Below are 17859 nucleotides of genomic sequence, written 5' to 3'. Positions count from 1 at the left end.
CCCAAACCTCGCATAAATTCGACGCAACTTACCGCAAGCGCGCGAAACCAAGCCCTATCGCGCCGGGGCGCCCTGCAATCGCCCGCTCGAATTCGAGTGCCCGCACGATCGGCGTTGCTTACGGCTCGCGCCGAATATTCCGCGCGCCGCCCGATCCGTCTTGAGCGCGTACATATCGCATCGGCTAGCCGCGCCGCCAACGATGCGCACACAACGCGCATGGGCGGGGCGGTCTCCAAAACATGAAGCAGCCCGTGAGTATCCGCGATAAACTCGCTTCAAAACACAGATGAAAGCGAGTTTTCAGGTACCTGGCGACCCATAAGTGCCGAGCTCTATCTGCGCTGCGCTTCTTTCGGCGAAATTTTACCGCCGCCGCACCTTTTGGGCAAAATTTCACTTTCGCCTGCCTTTCGGGGTAAAATTTACCGCCGCCATCTCTTTTGGCGAAATTTTACCTAGTCTCGGCTTTCCTTAGCATAGTACCGACTTCGGCTACCACGTCCTTTGGGCAAAATTTTACGCCGCTCGCAATCGACATTAATCGCGTCGCTTGTTTTGTAGCGAAATTTTACCGCTATCCGCAGTCGGCACTCAATTGCCGCTCGTTTATCGCAAAACGCCCGCTAGAAACAAAGCCCGCTGCCGCTCTACCGCCCTGCTTGTACTCGTTTCCGAGCCGCAAATTTTAAATTTAACTCGCGTTGCTTTGCGCCAAAATTTCGCCAAAATTTTATTCGCTGCGCTGTAAAATTCCGATCTTTTATCCAAAGCCCCCGCCTGCTCGCGCAAAACTCGCGCGATAAAATTTACGCCGCCTTTGTACGGCTTCGTTCTAAGCGCGCAGCATTTTATCGCCGCCGAGACGATGTATTTTAGGGGCGGTGCAATTTCATCGCCCTACTCTCTGCCGAACAGGCGGCGTTAAAATTTCACCTCGAAGCGCGCTTTTAAAATTTCATCAGGCCCACGCCGTACGCACGATTTGCGCGACATTGCGTAAATTTATAAACGGCGAGCTTTGCTATCCAAATTTTGCCCGCAGTCTCCAAAGTGCCGCCCGCGCGCTAAATTTCACTCGTGCATTAAATTCACTCGCGACGCTCTCGCATTAAAATTCCACGCTGATCGGCTGCCCTAAGCGAAAGCTACCGTCATCGTCGCTGAAATCGGCGCGCGCCTCCCACACGAGATCGGCGCGTAGCTCCTCGGTCTGCACCGTGCGGGGCGTGTACATCGCGGTTTGGCTCACGTAGGCGACCTTTGCGCTCGCGCTAGAGCCGTCCGCCGCGATGATCCGCACGCTCTGTCCGGCACGCAGGAAGCGGAGCTGATTTTCGCTCAGATAAAATTTCGCGCGCTTGTTTTTTACTTCGCTGAGCTCAAAAACGCCCACGCTTGGCATGCTAATGTCGCCGAGCTCCTTAAGGCGCGCTCTGATCTGCCCGCTAAATGGCGCTTTTAGCACGCTTTGCGTCTCGATTTGGTAGTTCAGATATTTTAAATTTTCCTCGCAGCTTGCCAAATTTGCGCGCGCAGCGCCGACATCCTCGCCGCGGTAGCCGCTTTGAAGCTGACGCAGATTAGCCTGCGCGCTTTGTAGCTGGGCTTGCGTGCGCTTCATCGAATAAAACGCCTCGTCGATCTGCTGCTTGGACGCGGAGTTTGTTTTGCCTAGGCTCTTTAGGCGCTCGTTCGTCAAAGTAGCGAGCTGTAGGGCGTTTTGCAGCGCGCTTACGTTCGCCGCCGCCATCTCGATCTCCTCGCTACGAAAGCCGCTTTGCAGCTTTTGCAAGCTAAATTTAAGCCCGTCGCACCTTGCGATCTGAACCTGTCTTTGAAAACTCAGATCCGCCGTATCCAGAGCCGCCAAAACATCGCCAGCCTGCACGGAATCGCCCTCGTCGCGATAAAGCGCGCTTATGCGGCCGCTACGCTCGAAGCTAAGCGAACTCTGCCTGATATCGATGATGCCGTAGGCCTTGTGCGCGACCTCTTCGCGCCTATCGAGATTGAAGTAGATCGCCGCGGCGAGAGTGGCCAGCGCAAAAACGACGAAAAATAGAAGCCTTTTCATAGATCGCCTTAAATTTTGATATGCGGTTATTATAAAATAACTTTTCTAATGCGGCGCTGATATTTGAGGCTCGGGCAGTGATTTTATAAATCGATTGCATTAATTTGCCGTATTGAATTGACCGCCGCGAGCGGGCTAGATTTTGAGCTTGAGAGGATAAAATTTCATCTTATCCGCGCGATTTCAAGCGGTACGGCTTGCAAAACACAGCGACTTTTTGAATTAAAAATTTTAAAATTTTGACGAGGGGGCCCCGCTCGGAAGCAGAGCGTGAAATTTTAACGTGCGGGCGATACATAGGTGCCGCGAGCGTAATTTTGACGCGTAAGTAAAATTTTAATATGAGATTAGAATTTTAATGCGCAGGTGCTACACTGGCGCTGTGGGCGGAAATTATAGTGCATAAACAAAACATCGCAAATTAAATTTTTGCGATGTTTATAGTAATCTACGCGGCAAGTTGGAATTTACAGCCTCCGCTAGCGATAAAATTTTAGCAGCATGAGCTGGTGAAGCTTGGATGCGGTGGAAATTCTAACAGCGCAACGAGTAAAATTTAAGAGGGCGCCGCTTTCAAGCAAAGCGTGAAATTTAATGGGGAAATTTAACGAGCTTTAGGCTCGATGAGCCCAAAGCTCGCTCGGTCGCACAAAAATTGAAATATTTAAAACTCGCCTTTAACCGCAGCGATCCATTTATCGGTCCTCGCCTGCCAGTGCTCGTCGCCCTTAAAATCGATCGTAAGACCTACAAATTTGCCGTTTATGAAGGCGCGCGAATGTTTAAATTTATAGCCCTCTGCGCCCCAAGCGCCGATGAGATCGGCCTTTTTAAGCACTGGCAAAAACGCACTCATGCCGCTGCAAAAATCGTTGCCGTGGCGCTCGACGTTGCCAACGCCTATGAGCGCGACCTTCCTTCCGTCAAAATCAGTTTTATTCAAAAGCTCCAATTTGTCGTCAAATTTAGCCTGGATCTGTCCGTCGCCGTGCGTCGAAGCCGCAAAAATAAACGCGCTAGCGCCCGCCAAATCCTCCTCATTTAACTCTTTGGCCTCCTTGATCTCAAAGCCGAGCTTTGAAGCGATGTATTCGCTCACGACCTTCGTATCGCCACCTTTGGTGGCGTAAACTAATAGTTTTTTCATTTTCTCTCCTTAAAAATAAGAATGATTCTAACAAAATAAGATAAATTTTGAGTGAAATAAAAATTTTATAAGGCGCCCAGATACGGCACAATGCCTCGTATCCAGCTAATTTTAAGCGGCAGCGAGCCGGTAAATTTTAACGCCGCCGCTTAACCGCTCGTATAAAAACCCGCAGTATAATGTCGCCAAGCTCATTACAAGGAGAGGATATGCGAAATTTTACATTATGTTTGATCGCCGCGATCGCGCTTTGCGGCTGCGCGACTCCACAGGATCGATACGGCGGAGATGTTTATGACGCGAGCGAGACGAACCGCATGAGACAGAGCGATCGGATCGAGATCGTGGATGTCCTGCCCGCCAAAATCAACGTAGAGCGCTCCGAGGGTAATACGGGTAAAATTTTAGGCGGCGTCGCGGGCGGCACTACGGGTGCAGTCATCGGGCATAAGCTCGGCAAACATAGCAGCAGTAGGCGTCTAGCCGAAACCGTGGGGCTCATAGGCGGCGCAGCAGTGGGCGCGGTCGCCGGAGATGCGATCCAAAACTCCCAAAAGACGGTGCAAGGCTCCAACATCATCTACAAACTAAACGGCAAGGAGTACTCATCCGTGCAAGCCGACCCGCCGTGTAGATTTAAGCGCGGTAAAGCTCTGCTGATCCACACGGGTAGCGAAACGCGGGTGCAGCCAAACTCGGGATGCTAACAGAACTCGGTATGTTAAAATTTAAAGCCGCCCAAAGCTTGCGGTGAAATTTTAAAATTTCATCTCCGTGCGTCGCGAATTTTACTCAGCCGTCAAGCGACATTTGAAATTTAATCGTGGCACTAAAAAATTTAAAGCGATGTTTTAAATTTTAAAGCGGCGCGGCTTTTGAAAATAGTGTCGCTAAAATTTGCAGGCGATCGAAATTTTAACTCTGCGAAATTTTAAGAGCCCGCTAAAATACTTTAATATATAATCGCCGCTTAAAAACAGGGAGTGGCGATGAAAAAATTATATCTTAAAATTTCAGCACTTGCGTTTATAATAGCATTTGCAGCGATCCCCGCTGCGGCAAAGGTAAGCGTAGATCATTTACAAACCCAAGAGGAAAAAGATTTAGCGATCTCTTGCAATAGCGGCAACGGAAAATATAGCGCATGCACGAAACTAGTCGAAATTTTATCCAAAAAGTGCGACGGCGGAGATTATGAAAGCTGCGGATCGCTCGGTATAGCGCTTTTCGACTCCAATAGATATGAAGACTCCGCCTCCGCTTATAAAAAAGCTTGTGAGGCCGGCGTAGTAACCTACTGCTATATGCTAAGTGCGACCGAAATACACTATGGCGGAGATGTAAATTTGGTAATTAAATATCTTGGTAAGACATGTGAAGCAGCAAATAGCCTGTTTAAAAACGAAGCGTGCAAGATAAAAGAGGAATTGGAAAAGTGCCTAAACGATAGCGAGTGCAATCCTATAAAAAAAGCAAGAATTTTGTTAAAAAGCGTAAGATGATGTTGTTTAAAAAGCCGCTTTATATATCAAATTTTAAATAGGAGAGAAAATGCAGAAAATTAAATTTATAATTCTAGCTTTAATATTTTCAATATGCTCTAGTATGGCAAGACCCATGGATTCGAGCTTTTTCAAAACTTGGGAGGAAAAAGAGCTAAATTTAGAGTGTGATAGCGGCGATGGAAAATATAGCGCATGCACGAAACTGGTCGAAATTTTATCCAAAAAGTGCGATAGCGGAGATTACGAAAGCTGCGGATCGCTCGGTGCGGTGCTTTTGGTTACAATGGGTAGATATAAAGATTCCGTTTCAGCATTAAAGAAAGCTTGCGAGGCAGACATGATGTATTATTGCTTTTTGCTAGCAGGGAATGAAATATTTTACGGCGGAAATATACATAGGGCTATCGGTTACTTTGACAAGGTTTGTTACGGAAACAACAGCGACAAGAAGGATTTTTCCTGCAAAATAAAGGAGCAATTAGAAATTTGCTTAAACGACAGCGAGTGTAATCCTTTAAGAAAAGCGATGAGTATACTTGTACCAAAATAAAAATTTTAACAACGCAATAAATTTATCCTTATAGCTGATGCACTTCGCAAAAAAAAAGCAAGAATAAAGCCGCTAAGAATATTACCGCCCGCTTCTATCGTTTCGCTGCCATAAAATTTTACTCCGTCTCCAAAACCTCTCTCGCGTATTTCATCCCCAAATCATACGCCTTTTCATTTAGCGCACGGGTTTTTTCAGGCACAGAGCGGAGCATTTGCTCTTTTACTAGCCCTGAGTCCATACAGCGGCTAAGCTCTACTGCGATCGCTAGGGCCACGACACTTTGGGTGATGACATTTCCAACTTCGTATTTTGCGATGGTGATGATTGGAATTTCATAAATTTTAAAGCTTGCCCTATCCTCATCGCTCGGTGCTACTAAATTCGGCTCGATTACGATCACGCCGTCTTTTTTCACGCCATTTTTGAAAGCATCGTAGCTACTCTGCGCCGTTGCAAGCATGAAATCGATCTCGCCCTCACTCGCGTAAGGATATAGAATTTCTTCATCGCTTAAGATAATATCCACTTTCGTAGGTCCGCCACGTACCTGAGAGGTATACGTAGATGCCTTGATTCCATAGCCGCCGTGTGCGATCTTTGCCGCAGCTAGAATTTCACCTGCTAAGATTACGCCTTGACCGCCCACTCCCACAAATCTTAATTGATTCATCTTAGTCCTTCAAAATTTATCGCTTCGCCGCTTTGTGCCGCGTCTATCACCTTTTGATACGCCTTTGTGTATTCGGTATGCTCATTATCTTCATGTAAAACCCCAAGCGGAAATAACCCCACTCGCTCATCCTCGCTAAGAGCGTCAAATTTTGCTTTGGAAATCGTACGCGAATCAAGCCACTTTAGCATTTGCACCGCCTCGCTCATTTTATTTTTACGACCCAAATTTACGTGGCAGTTGCTAAAAATATCAAAAAAACTATAACCATCGTGCTCAAAGCCCTTAGCCAAAAGTCGCTCGATTTTTTCGGGATTTGTCACACTCTCGCGTCCGACAAAAGTTGCTCCGGCAGCGATTGCAAGTTTCGCCGCATCAAAGCTGGGATCGACATTGCCGTATTGTGCCGTAACCGTCCAAAACCCGCGCGGTGTCGTAGGACTCGTCTGCGAGTTCGTAAGCCCGTAGATGAAATTGTTTACTAAGATATGATTTAGATCGATATTGCGGCGGCATCCATGGATCGTGTGATTGCCCCCTATCGCAAGCCCATCGCCATCGCCAGTGACTACTATTACGTGTTTGCCTGGATTTGCAAGCTTGATACCCGTAGCATAAGCTATCGCGCGTCCGTGCGTCGTATGGACGGTATTGCAGTCTATGTAACTCGACATCCTGCCACTACAGCCGATACCGCTTACCACGCACACATCGTCCATACTCCAGCCTATGCGGTCAATCGCGCGGATGATCGCTTTTAAGATCACTCCGTCGCCGCAGCCCCAGCACCAAAGCGTAGGCATCTTGTCCGTTCTTAGATATTTATCGTAATCAAACGCCATTTAAAGCTCCTTTACTTTCTCGATAATCTCGCTAGGGCTGATCGGTCTGCCGTTTGCCTTAAGAAGCGTCTTAAAATCATCCCTCAAGCAAGCACGCTGCACCTCTAGCAGATACTGCCCTAAATTTAGCTCGGCGATCAAAATTTTATTAAATCTCTCCCCTAGCTCCCTTAGCTTGCGCGCTGGGCTTGGCCACAGCGTGATCGGGCGGAAAAGCCCCACACGCACGCCTTGCCCTCGTAGCTTTAAAATCGCGTCTTTTGCTGCTAAGCTAACGCTGCCATAGGCGATGATGCAAGCATCAGCGTCATCTAGCATAAATTCCTCGTATTGCACGATCTCATCTTCATGCGCCGAAATTTTATTAAAAAGCCTTTTTATAGAGTGATCCACGATCTGCTCGTTTTCGGTCGGAAAGCCCTTCGCGCCGTGATGCAGCCCCGTTATGTGATAGTGATATCCCCTAAAAAATGGATTTAGCACCGCAGGCTTATCGGGTGCAGCGTCGTAGGGCTCATAATCTTTCGGACTACCTTTAAATTCCGCCCTACGCTCGATTTTTAGATCCGAAATTTCAGGCAGCATCGCCTTAGCCTGCATATGCCCAAGCGTCTCATCAAGTAGCAAAAATACTGGCGTCATAAACCGCTCGGCTAAATTGAAGGCGCGCACGGTTTGCGTATAAGCCTCCTTTAGTGAGCCCGGGCACAGCGCGATGCTTTGAAAATCGCCGTGAGTGGGGTTGCGAGCTTGCAAAATATCGCTCTGCGCCACTCGCGTAGGAAGCCCGGTGCTAGGACCTCCGCGCATAACATTTACGATTAAAAGCGGAATTTCAGCGATGAAGCCAAGTCCAATCTGCTCTGATTTTAGCGAAATTCCAGGGCCAGAGCTTGCCGTCATCGCCTTTGCACCGCTCATCGACGCGCCTAAAGCTACAGAAATGCCCGAAATTTCATCCTCCATCTGGATAAATTTACCTCCGACCTTAGGTAGCAAGCGACTCATCTCGTGCGCGATCTCGCTGCTCGGCGTGATCGGATAGCCGCCGAAAAAATTACAGCCGCAATCAATCGCCGCACGCGCAATTAAGGCGTTGCCTGTGGAAATTACCTCTCTCATTATGCGTCCTTGGGTTTCATAAAATTATTGTTTTTGATTTTTTCAGCCATCTCTCTAGCCTGCGAGCTTAGACGAGCGAATTTAAAGCCTTTGGGCGCAACGAAAATCGCAAAATCAGGGCAGTGCAACTCGCACTCCCTACAGCCGATACAGGCACCCTCATCCACCACGTCGATCATCATGCCTTGCACGGCGCCCTCGTCCTGTCTCATCGCGATCGCGCCGCTAGGACAGACGCTTACGCAGATGTTGCACGCCTTACAGCGGCTCTCATCTGTCCAGACGGCGCGCTGGCTCTCATTGTCGCTCATATTTTCTCCTTAATTTATCAAAATCTGCACTAAATCCCGCCTCGCGATTTAAAATTTGAAATTTTGCGGCGCAAGCCTGCTTTGATCGCATTAAAGTCCTCTCGTTTTTAAATTTTGCAGAGTTTAAATTTTAAAATTTTGTGGCGTTTAAAAATTTTACGTCACACAAAATTCTGAGCCAAAGTAAAATTTTAATTTACGAAATTTCGCAGCGGGCAAAATTGCGCAAATTTTAAAATTCCGCAGCGAATGAAATTTTACGCTGCAAAATTCCGCGAGCTTAAATTTCTTACCAAAGTGAAATTTGATGCTGCAAATTCTATCGCAAGAATTCTGCGCTTTAAAATTTTAGATCTGTAAATTCCGCATCGCGCTGAATTCGCTCTATTTCCACTAAAACTTTAGCTCCGCTATCCGCTCACGCATCCGTTCGAGCTGCTCATAAAACTCGCCCGAGTAGGCGAAATTTCTCTCTATCGCGCCCATTTTGCCGACGCTTACGAAGCGCCCCAAAGGCACTCCCGATCTATCCGCGACGCAGCAGGCGAGCGTGCCGCAGGTATCAAAAAGAATGTATTTTATGATCTTTACGATGCCCGCAGCGGGCGCCAAATACGCCGACGTGCCCAGCAGCTCGCCGATCTGCGCGCCGGCGCGTTTGGTATTTTGCACCGCACGCTCGAAAATTTCATCCGAAATTTCAAATCCTAGCTCATTTTTAAGCGCGATCATCTCTTCGCTATGCGGGCCCACGATCGCGCTTCTCATCGATGAAATTTCCTTGCCGCTCGCTCGCTCGAGTTCAAATTTAAGCCGCGCGCCGTCTAGCTCGCCCGCCATGCCGATGACGCGCTCTTTTGCAAACCCGCTGGCCTGCAGCGCCGCATAGACCATCAGATCAAGCGGATTGGTAACGACGACGATAATGGAGTTAGGCGCATATTTTGCGGCATCTCGCGCGCATTGAGCGACGATGGCAGCGTTTACGCCAAACAGCTCCTCCCTGCTCTGCCCCGCCTTTCTTGCGTGCCCCGCCGTGATCACGACGATGCCTGCATCCGCTATGTCGTCGGGCTCCGTGCTGCCGCTTATGCGCAGATTGCGCTCATAAACCGCCGCGGTATGGGCAAGATCGAGTGCCTTGCCGCGCGCGATCCGCTCTACAGCATCCACAAGCACGATGCTATCTAGCTTTTCGCTTAAAGAATCGCTTACGATAAGATCGTTTGCTACCGCCGCACCGATGTTTCCCGCGCCGAATATCGCTATTTTCATTGTTATCTCCTAAATATCAGCCCGCATTTTTATAACTGCGGAGGTTAAATTTTAAAATTTAAAGACGAAATTTCATTTTTAAAATTTAATGCCGAAACGACCTTAAATTTTACCTCTGCGCCTTTACGTTGCGCTCGTGCTCGGCTTGCGTGCGCGCAAAATCGTGAAGCCCGGTCTTTTTATTTCGCATAAAATACAGATACTCGCTCTTTGCGGGCGCGAAAACGGCGCGTATCGCATCGCGAGAGACCACGCACACGGGCTCTTTGGGAAGTCCGTCGTTGAGGTAGGTGTTGTAGTGGCTGGTGTCGGTGCGGATGCGCTGCGGAGTGATCTTGACGTGCGAAAACTCGCCGTAATTTAGCGTGCCGTCCATCTGAAGGCGCATATTTTTGGCCAAGCGGTTATCGATGACAGAGGCTACGAGTGGCATCTCATCTGCGTTTGCGGCCTCTTTTTGAATGACCGAGGCCTTGATCAGCACCTGCTTCCACGCCGTGGCGTTATAATCGCCGCTAAGCTCGCGCGACAATCCTTCGTGGAATTTTTGCGCGCTTGAGATGAGGTGGTCGATGATATTTTTTTCGCTTTCGTTTTTGCTAATTTTGTAGGTTTCAGGCACCAAAAAGCCCTCGTAAAACGGCGCCGTGGCGTTGTATTCGCGCTCAAGCTCGCTAAAGCTTAGCCCGCGATCTTTCGCCAGCTGTTTTAAAAACACGATCGTCGTCTCTCCCGGGATCAGCTTAATCTCGTTCATCACGGGCTTTGCGACGCTTAGCTCATATAAAAACTGATATTTGGGCAAATTTTCGCCGCCAAGCTCCAGCTCGCCGGTTTTTGCGCCGCCGTAAAAAGAAAGCAGCCTCGCGTCAAATTTGCTAAATTTTGGATAGCTCTTTGAGAGTTGCGATAAAATTTTCGTTGAGCTGCCCTGGCCTATCTGCACGGTTTTTGCGTTGCCGACGCGCTCGTGTAGATCAAAACCCACGGCTAAAAGCACGATGGCCGCAAGCTCGATACAAACGCACGCCGCTTTGATGAGCTTTATAAAGAATTTCATGCGTTCCTTTCAAAATTTAGCTGAAATTATAGGCAAATAAGCCAAAATTTTGAATAAATTTCATATTATAAGCGCAGTTTTTCGGCACGCCCGATTTGATTTTGGGCGTAGCTTTTTAATGGGACGATGATGTATAAATTTTTAGCTAGATTTTTTCTTACTCTTACTATACTTTTTATAGTCTGCGCGGTAGGTCTAAAACACGGTATTGCGATTTCGCAGCTGGATGTGGGCTTTGCAAAGCTTGAGGGTTTTTATCTCAAGCTAAATAAAGGTCTCGTGCTGCGTATAAAAAATCTTGAAATTACGCAAAATAATACACAAAATTTAGAGCAAAATTCCACTGATCTGCGCACGCAAAGCGAGAAAATTTTAGAATTTAGCAAAAAAATCTCACTCATCAACTCCTTTTTTGAAGAGATCGACGTAGACAATATGAAAATAAAAGGCGAAAGCCTAAAGCTAAAATACAAAAGCGACGTTTTTTACGCAGATACACGGTTTTTTAGGCTAAGCTCAAAGATCACGCCGGGCGCAAACGGACTTAGCTTTGATCCGATCGAGCTTGAACTAAATGATTTTAATCTCACTCTGCACGGCACGGCACGGGCAAATTTCAAAGCCGATACATATGATTTTAATGGCACCTTCGCTTCGCACGAGATCGCGGGCGAGCTTGACGTGCACAATATCGGCTCAGAGCTAAATATCGAGATAAACCGCGCCTCGGCCTTGAGCCTGAAAAATTTTATGAATGAGCTGGGCGCGCTTACTGGGCTAAATCCCCTTGCGAACGAGTGGATCTACGGCAAGGCGGTCGCGCAAAACTACTATATCGAGAATCTGCACGCCAAAATTGATCTGAAAGATCCGCGCCCGATCGCCGAAAATGTCAGCGCCACGGCTTACGCGCAGGATCTTACGATAAAATTTCAACCGCAAATCGAAGCCGTAACGGTGAAAGATGCCAACATCACGCTCAAAAACGATTTTCTAAGCTTCACGCTGAACGAGCCTAAATTTAAAGGCAAAAGCCTTGAGGGAAGCGGCGTGCGTATCGGCGGGCTATTTGAAGAGAGGCCGATCGTATATCTGGATCTGCGGACTAAAGAGAGCTTGGGCAAGGACCTTGTAGATATTTTGCAAAGCTACGGCATAAATGAGCCCGTATATTCGCTAGGCGGCGGGATCGATGCACGCGTGTTGATAAATGTGGACGTAGAAAAGGAAAGCGCCAAGGTGGATGCGAACGTGACGCTAAAAGACGCCGATCTGATGATCTCTAAAGCAAAATTTCACTCCAAAGCCGCGCAGGTGCACATCACTGAGAAAAAAATCGAAATCAAAGACGCGAATCTACAAAATGAAATTTTTAACGCCACCGCAAGCGGCAGTATCGATATCGCCACGCGCAAGGCTAAATTTAACGGCGTTATTCATAGCTTCAATCTCTCCCCGAACGGCAAAGAAATTTTAAAATTTGGTGACGTGCGAGATAATATGAGCCTTGATTTTAGCGGCAAGACGCCGGTGCTGAGCTCGCAATTTTTGGGCGCGAAGATGAGCTTCGGCGAGCGGATCGAGATTAGCTCGCCCGATATTAGCGGAATTTTGCCCTTTTCTAAGACGCTTAAAAACGCGGGCATTAGCGGCGGAGATCTTAAAATTTTAACTAGCGATTTTACAAATTTGGATATCAGCAGCAACAATCTTATCTTTGATTTCGGTCTGCTGAACAAGGACGGAAGCCATTATAAAAACGACTCTTTCGCGCTTAGAGTGCGCGGAGGCGATCTGGACGGCTCTAGCGGAAGCGGTAAAATTTCTCTCAAAATCAACAAAGGCGGCAACTTCGTCTCGCTAAAAGACGTGGACGTCGCGATCAATACGAGCGTGCAAACCAGCGAGTTTAATAGCGGCACAAAGGAGCGCTCGCCGATAAATTTCAGCGGGCAAAATTCTGCGATCGTGCTATCCGATCTTAATAAGACGCTGAAATTTACGCACTTTAACGGCGTGCTGGACGGCAAAAATATGAATTTAAACGCAAGCTTTAAACGCGGCGACGTGAAGTTGATCTTTAAAAAGAGCTTGCTTCAAATTTTTGCGCAAAACATTAGCGGCGAGGCACTTAATCAATTCCTGGGCTCGCAGAGCTTCGACGGAGGGGTATTTACGCTAAAAGCAAGCGGTATCGATCCGCGCAACTATCGCGGCGAAATCAATGTGCAAAACACCTATCTAAAGGACTACATCATCTATCAAAGGCTGCTTAGCTTTATAAACTCCGTGCCGTCGCTGCTTACGTTTAAGACGCCCGATTTCAACGATCGCGGCTTTAGCGTGCAGAAGGGCAAAATTTACTTCCGCCGCAGCGGCGATAAAATTTACATAAACGCGATGAACTTTACCGGCAGTAGCGCCGACATCGCGGGCAACGGCGAAGTGGATATGAAAAGCGGTGCGCTAAATATCGATCTGGAGCTTAAATACCTCAAAGACGCAAGCTCGATAATCTCAAAAATCCCGCTGCTAAATCATATCATCTTGGGCGAAAACAACACGATCTCCACGATCATCGAGATTCGCGGCACGACGAAAAAGCCCACCTACTCGACCGCCGTTGCGACCGACGTGCTAAAAACGCCGTATAATCTTATCAAAAACACGCTGATGCTGCCGTTCGTGATCTTCGGCGACAGCGAGGAGAGCAAATGAAATTCCCGCTCGATTATAAGGATAGCTTTGAAAAATCGCTGCTGTTTTGGCTCGTAAAATTCGTGCGCTACAAGCTAAGCGCGCTATCGAATAAGGAGCTGAAAAACGACGCGCTGTTTCGCCGCGCAAGCCTGGCTCTAAATCACGAGGTAGCAAACATCGGTGAGCTCGAGCGCCTTGCAAAAGATGCGCGAAATGCGGGACTTACCGGCATTAACACCTATTTTAACCCGCTTAAAAAATTTTACGAAGCGATAGTAGAGTACGGCCTTGAGAGTATGAAAAATATCGACGAAGAGCTTTTGAGCGAAATTTTAGCTTCCATTACGGGCGGGCTAAGCGATGCGAGCAAAAAAAACTACCGAATTGCGCTGATAAATTTTTTCGGCTTCATCGACCGCCAAAACGAGCAGGACGGCACCTCACATAACTTCGGCATCGAGCTTAAGCACTGGGGCGGCATTAGCGGCAGTCGCGGCACGAAGCTTCCGGAGTTTATGAGCGAGGAGGAGCTGAAGCGGTTTTTGGACGCGATAAATCTAAGCGAGTTTCCCTCCTTTGCCCACCGCAACCGCCTGATCGTAAAAATCATCGTCTACACCGGCATCCGCGTGGGCGAAGCGATAAATCTCAAGCGCAAAGATATCGCGCCCGAGGGCGATCTTTTCGTCATCCGAATCCGCGGCAAGGGCAATAAATACCGCATCGTAATGATCAAGCGCCACCTAATTGAGGAGCATCTAAACGCGCTGGAGACGAACTTTGCTAACAAAGAGGGCTATCTTTTCGTCACGAAAAACGGCGCGCCGCTTACTCAGGCCTACGTCAGCGGCATCGTGGAGAAAATTTTAATGAGCGCGGGCATCCGCAAGGAAAAAAATGGCGCGCATATGCTGCGCCACACCTTCGCGACGATGCTTTATAAAAAGCAAAAGGACCTCGTGCTCGTCCAAGAAGCCCTCGGCCACGCGAGCCTAAACACTTCGCGCATCTACACCCACTTCGACAGCGACAAGCTGCGCCTTGCGGCGAAGGTCGCGGAGGAATTCGAAGAGTAAAATTTTAAAATTTGAGATAGCGCGAGGCTTGCTTGAGCAAGATTTTTTGAATTTCGTTTTGAGGCGGCTTTGAAATCGTTTTTTATGGAATTTATTTTCTAAAAAATTTGGAATTTTATTTTGAAAAATTCTGAAATTTGTTTTTCATACTCGCATAACAAAGCTATAAAATTCTACCCTGCGTACTTTAGAATTTAACTCATTAACTCGGCAAAATTTAAAATTAACGCGCGAGCCTTAGAGCTTGATCGCAAAAGAATCTAAAATTTTACTCTTTTGGAATATAGAATAATTTACTTTTTAGATTTTCTCATGCGATTTTGCCTAAAATTCCAGATAAATTTAGTATAAAATTTCATTTAAATTTTGACGATACGGTATTTCATCCGAGGATTTTATAAGCAAAAGATAATCGACATATTAAGAGGTAGCGGATATAAAATTTATCTGCAAATTCCGCAAGGATGGAATTTATGATTTAAAATTTAAACCCTCGAAATTTTATAGTTTGATTTGCTTTCAAATTCTCATCGCACCGTATTCGCCTTAAAATTAAAGACACAAAAGATTCTGCCACCAAAGTTTGCTGCGAAATTTACCGATGCGAAGCTTGCTTCGTAAACAGCGCAAGAATCATATAGGAATTTATAATAAAAATTTAAAGATACAAAATCCATCGGCATGACTATTTTTAGATTTATTTTACGACAGAAATCCCGCTCTTGCGAGCAGGATTTCATTTCTTAGGGGGATAAGAAAAGGAGTTTAGGCTAAATAAATTTAGCCCGAGATTTCGTCTAGCCACGGAATTCGCGGCAAAAAGGAGCAAAAAGACGAAATCTCGCGCAAAATTTTAAGCCAAGATTTAAGCGATCGGCTCGCGACAATAAACGAGATTTGCGACGGCTTTAAAAGCTATCGCAAAAACGCCGTGCCGCAAGCATCAAATTAAACTAGCCTTTGTTTTTTGAAATACTCGCGCGGAGCCTTGCAGAGCGGACAGGCGCCCGGGGCTTTCTTGCCGCGATGAACGTGGCCGCAGACCTCGCACACCCAAACTTCCTCGTCGAAGCTCTCAAAAAAGCCCTCTTCTAGCAGGATCTTTTGAAGCTCGTTGTATTCGCGCTCGTGCTCCTCCTCGACCTTGCCGATAGCGTTAAAAAGGCGCGCTATCTCTTTTTTGCCCTCTTCGGTCGCGATTTTAGCGAAGCTCGGATACATGCTCTCGTGTTCATAGCGTTCGCCGGCGGCGGCATCGAGTAGATTTTTATCCATCTTATCAAGCGGAATACCTGCAGCCGCGTGATGTGCCTTTAGCTCGGCTCTGGCGTGCCATTTTTCATTTTCGGCAGCCTCGTAAAAATGTCGCGCGATGGCGTGAAAGCCCGCCTCTTTAGCCAAATCGCCGTAAAGATCGTATTTGTTGCGCGCTTGCGACTCGCCTGCGAACGCCTTCATCAAATTTACCTGCGTCAGATCCTCGGTTATACATTTCATCGGCTCGCCGCAGCAGCTAAGCGCGCCGCCGCCTACTTTTTGCACCTCGACCTCCGCACCGCACTTTTCGCATCTGTAAGTTTCGTACTGTCTCATTTTAATTCCCTATCAAAATTTTTAGGGAATGATACCACGGCTACTATTAAATTTTACTTAATAAATTTTATTCTTCTCAATAATTTTATGTTTTTGAGAAAATTTCAGCATGAAATTTCCATCCGCAAAATCTAAACTTAAGATTTTCCAAAGCAAATGAAATTTCAAGCAAAAGCGCTAACACTCGATCATCTAAAAATATGAAATTTAGTTTTCTGACTCATTTAGTCCACGATTTCAAGGCGAGCCACATCATTGGAAATTTTTTAAAATTTGAAAGTTATCTCAAAAATAATTTGCTAATTTTGCCGCGCAGTCTTATTTCACGAGTATATGACAATGCTCGGCAAAAGTAGCCTTAAAATGCGCAACGAGCCGCCCAATTGTAATTATGAAGCGTTAAAAGCGTAATTAAGGGCACTGCAGCATTACCATTTTGCCGCTATGATCAGTAATTTCTGAGAATTTATGAACGTCAAATTCTAAGCCGCAAATCGAGCAAGGAGGGAATTTATCGACTTCCTTCTCGCCTAAAAGCGAGCAAATTGCGCCTATTGTCGGATTATGTCCAACGATAAATACGCATTCCGCGCTAGCTGCGTTAAAATTTTGCACAATATCTGCGCTAGAAATTTCCACATTGTTGCAAGATATCGCATTATTTTCGCTAATGCTAGCGGGAATTTTAGTGCTCTTAAAAGCAGAATTTTCATCGTTTGCGTCGCGATGTTTTTCGCTACTCAGACCAACCGCATTGTATTTTTCAACATTCACACTGCACCCAAAAAATCGTATCTCATCCAAGCTGCGAATAAACTTTGCCAAATCCCATAAGCTTGCGTCGTATAACTCTCGCAATGACGCTATTTTTTTTGTCGCATCCAACGCATTAGCGATAATTTGCGCCGTATGGAGTGCGCGTATAGCCGAACTTGTAATAATCAAATCAGGCATAAGTCCCAAGCTACGCAGCTTTTCTCCAAGTTTATTTGCACAAAGTTCGCCCACTTGGCTTAATGCCCGTTCAAAATCGCTTTTGCCGCCGCTTTGCGCCTCGGCATGTCTTATAAAATATATCCGTTTCATCCGCATCCTTTCATAAAATTTTATGTATAATTTAGCGTTAAATTCTACAAAATTCTAAATTTTTTCTGGATCATTCCAAAGCCATAACCGACCACAAATCCCGCTATGTGCGCATACCATGCCACATTTACGCCCATTAACATCGGTGCAAAGCTCATTATCAAAATTGCGATAAAAATCCCGCCCGCATTGCGTTCATCAAAATAAGCAATCACGCCTAAAAGCACACAGATAGCGCCGCTAGCGCCTATGATATTGACGATTTCTCCCATGCTCATGGCATAACGGATATAAATCAGACACAAAGCGCCACTCAGCAGCCCGCCTACGATGTAAAGTAGCGTAAATTTTATCCCACCGAACGCCCGCTCTAAAATCCCGCCGAATTGATACAAGACTGCCATATTCATCGCTAGATGCATCACTCCGCCGTGCATAAAAAATGAACTTAGTAGCTGCCACGGCATCCCTTCGAAAAAATACGGATTGAGCCCAAAAAATAGATAGGACTTAAAGCCGAAAAAATATTCTAATGCGAATGAAATCACGAAAAATAGGATATTCGCCGCGATGATCGCGAGAGTAAATTTGCCTGATTGCATAGAGCTCCTTAAATTTTTCACACATAGTAGCAAAATTTTGATTAAATTAAAGGCGTCGTGTAATTTTATAGGCTCGAGATAAATTTATGGATAAGTGCTAGCATTAAAATTCATTAATAGTTTTAATTGCAAGCGCCTTATCAAAATAGCTGCGTTAAAATTTAAAATTTAGATATAAAACTTTAAACTAAAATTTCCTTAATAAAATTTAGATCGTAAATCTTTTTTAAAACTTTACGG

The 17859-nt window shown here is 46.4% G+C and carries 16 protein-coding genes; 5 read left to right on the top strand and 11 right to left on the bottom strand.

The features are described 5' to 3' along the window. Positions 1–1111: 1111 nt before the first annotated feature. Together Q0101_RS10520 and Q0101_RS10515 are read right to left on the bottom strand one after the other, a co-directional pair. Positions 1112–2077, bottom strand: coding sequence for an HlyD family efflux transporter periplasmic adaptor subunit (locus tag Q0101_RS10520; RefSeq protein WP_297945356.1), 966 nt, complete (start codon positions 2075–2077; stop codon positions 1112–1114). 664 nt (positions 2078–2741) lie between these two features. Further along, a complete protein-coding gene (locus Q0101_RS10515; protein ID WP_297945353.1) occupies positions 2742–3224 on the bottom strand; it encodes a flavodoxin domain-containing protein in 483 nt (160 codons plus the stop codon). A 209-nt stretch (positions 3225–3433) separates the two neighbouring features. On the opposite strand from Q0101_RS10515, the gene Q0101_RS10510 reads away from it, so the two are divergent. From Q0101_RS10510 to Q0101_RS10500, 3 genes are all read left to right on the top strand, one after another. After that, positions 3434–3931, top strand: coding sequence for a hypothetical protein (locus Q0101_RS10510; protein WP_297945350.1), 498 nt, complete (start codon positions 3434–3436; stop codon positions 3929–3931). Positions 3932–4213: 282 nt separating this feature from the next. After that, entirely contained in the window at positions 4214–4726 is a 513-nt protein-coding gene (locus tag Q0101_RS10505) for a hypothetical protein (RefSeq protein WP_297945347.1), read from the top strand. A 49-nt stretch (positions 4727–4775) separates the two neighbouring features. Next, positions 4776–5279: a hypothetical protein gene (locus tag Q0101_RS10500; protein WP_297945344.1), complete on the top strand. Its 504-nt coding sequence runs from the start codon at positions 4776–4778 to the stop codon at positions 5277–5279. Positions 5280–5397: 118 nt separating this feature from the next. Here the strand turns inward: Q0101_RS10500 and Q0101_RS10495 are convergent, their stop codons facing one another. From Q0101_RS10495 to mltG, 6 genes are all read right to left on the bottom strand, one after another. Further along, the gene (locus Q0101_RS10495) at positions 5398–5952 is read right to left on the bottom strand and encodes a 2-oxoacid:acceptor oxidoreductase family protein (RefSeq protein WP_297945341.1); all 555 of its coding nucleotides are present in this window, start codon (positions 5950–5952) and stop codon (positions 5398–5400) included. Next, positions 5949–6794, bottom strand: coding sequence for a 2-oxoglutarate ferredoxin oxidoreductase subunit beta (locus tag Q0101_RS10490; RefSeq protein WP_297945338.1), 846 nt, complete (start codon positions 6792–6794; stop codon positions 5949–5951). The genes Q0101_RS10495 and Q0101_RS10490 overlap by 4 nt, the downstream gene beginning before the upstream one ends. Beyond that, positions 6795–7916 (bottom strand): 2-oxoglutarate synthase subunit alpha, encoded by a 1122-nt coding sequence (locus tag Q0101_RS10485; RefSeq protein WP_297945335.1) that lies wholly within the window; start codon positions 7914–7916, stop codon positions 6795–6797. It lies immediately after the preceding gene. Continuing rightward, positions 7916–8227: a 4Fe-4S binding protein gene (locus tag Q0101_RS10480; RefSeq protein ID WP_297895543.1), complete on the bottom strand. Its 312-nt coding sequence runs from the start codon at positions 8225–8227 to the stop codon at positions 7916–7918. The genes Q0101_RS10485 and Q0101_RS10480 overlap by 1 nt, the downstream gene beginning before the upstream one ends. A 393-nt stretch (positions 8228–8620) precedes the next feature. Next, entirely contained in the window at positions 8621–9502 is an 882-nt protein-coding gene (locus tag Q0101_RS10475) for a hypothetical protein (protein WP_297945333.1), read from the bottom strand. A 109-nt stretch (positions 9503–9611) separates the two neighbouring features. Continuing rightward, the gene (gene mltG, locus Q0101_RS10470) at positions 9612–10562 is read right to left on the bottom strand and encodes an endolytic transglycosylase MltG (protein WP_297945331.1); all 951 of its coding nucleotides are present in this window, start codon (positions 10560–10562) and stop codon (positions 9612–9614) included. Positions 10563–10691: 129 nt separating this feature from the next. Between mltG and Q0101_RS10465 the strand changes: the two genes are divergently transcribed. Beyond that, positions 10692–13280 carry an AsmA-like C-terminal domain-containing protein gene (locus Q0101_RS10465; RefSeq protein WP_297945328.1) on the top strand — a complete coding sequence of 863 codons (2589 nt, stop codon included), beginning with the start codon at positions 10692–10694 and terminating at the stop codon, positions 13278–13280. After that, complete coding sequence (locus tag Q0101_RS10460) at positions 13277–14338, top strand: tyrosine-type recombinase/integrase (protein ID WP_297945325.1); 1062 nt, start codon at positions 13277–13279, stop codon at positions 14336–14338. The genes Q0101_RS10465 and Q0101_RS10460 overlap by 4 nt, the downstream gene beginning before the upstream one ends. Positions 14339–15286: 948 nt before the next feature. On the opposite strand, the gene Q0101_RS10455 is transcribed toward Q0101_RS10460, so the two are convergent. The 3 genes from Q0101_RS10455 to Q0101_RS10445 all read right to left on the bottom strand — a co-directional run bounded on the left by Q0101_RS10455 (position 15287) and on the right by Q0101_RS10445 (position 17619). After that, positions 15287–15931 carry a ferritin family protein gene (locus Q0101_RS10455; RefSeq protein WP_297945322.1) on the bottom strand — a complete coding sequence of 215 codons (645 nt, stop codon included), beginning with the start codon at positions 15929–15931 and terminating at the stop codon, positions 15287–15289. A gap of 411 nt (positions 15932–16342) precedes the next feature. Beyond that, positions 16343–17017: a histidine phosphatase family protein gene (locus Q0101_RS10450; protein ID WP_297945319.1), complete on the bottom strand. Its 675-nt coding sequence runs from the start codon at positions 17015–17017 to the stop codon at positions 16343–16345. Between the two features lie 44 nt (positions 17018–17061). Continuing rightward, positions 17062–17619, bottom strand: a complete 558-nt coding sequence (locus tag Q0101_RS10445) for a rhomboid family intramembrane serine protease (RefSeq protein ID WP_297945317.1) — start codon at positions 17617–17619, stop codon at positions 17062–17064. Positions 17620–17859 lie beyond the last annotated feature (240 nt).

Source organism: uncultured Campylobacter sp., assembly GCF_937921625.1.
Classification (GTDB): Bacteria; Campylobacterota; Campylobacteria; order Campylobacterales; family Campylobacteraceae; genus Campylobacter_B.
This window is presented reverse-complemented; position numbering and strand designations above follow the sequence as displayed.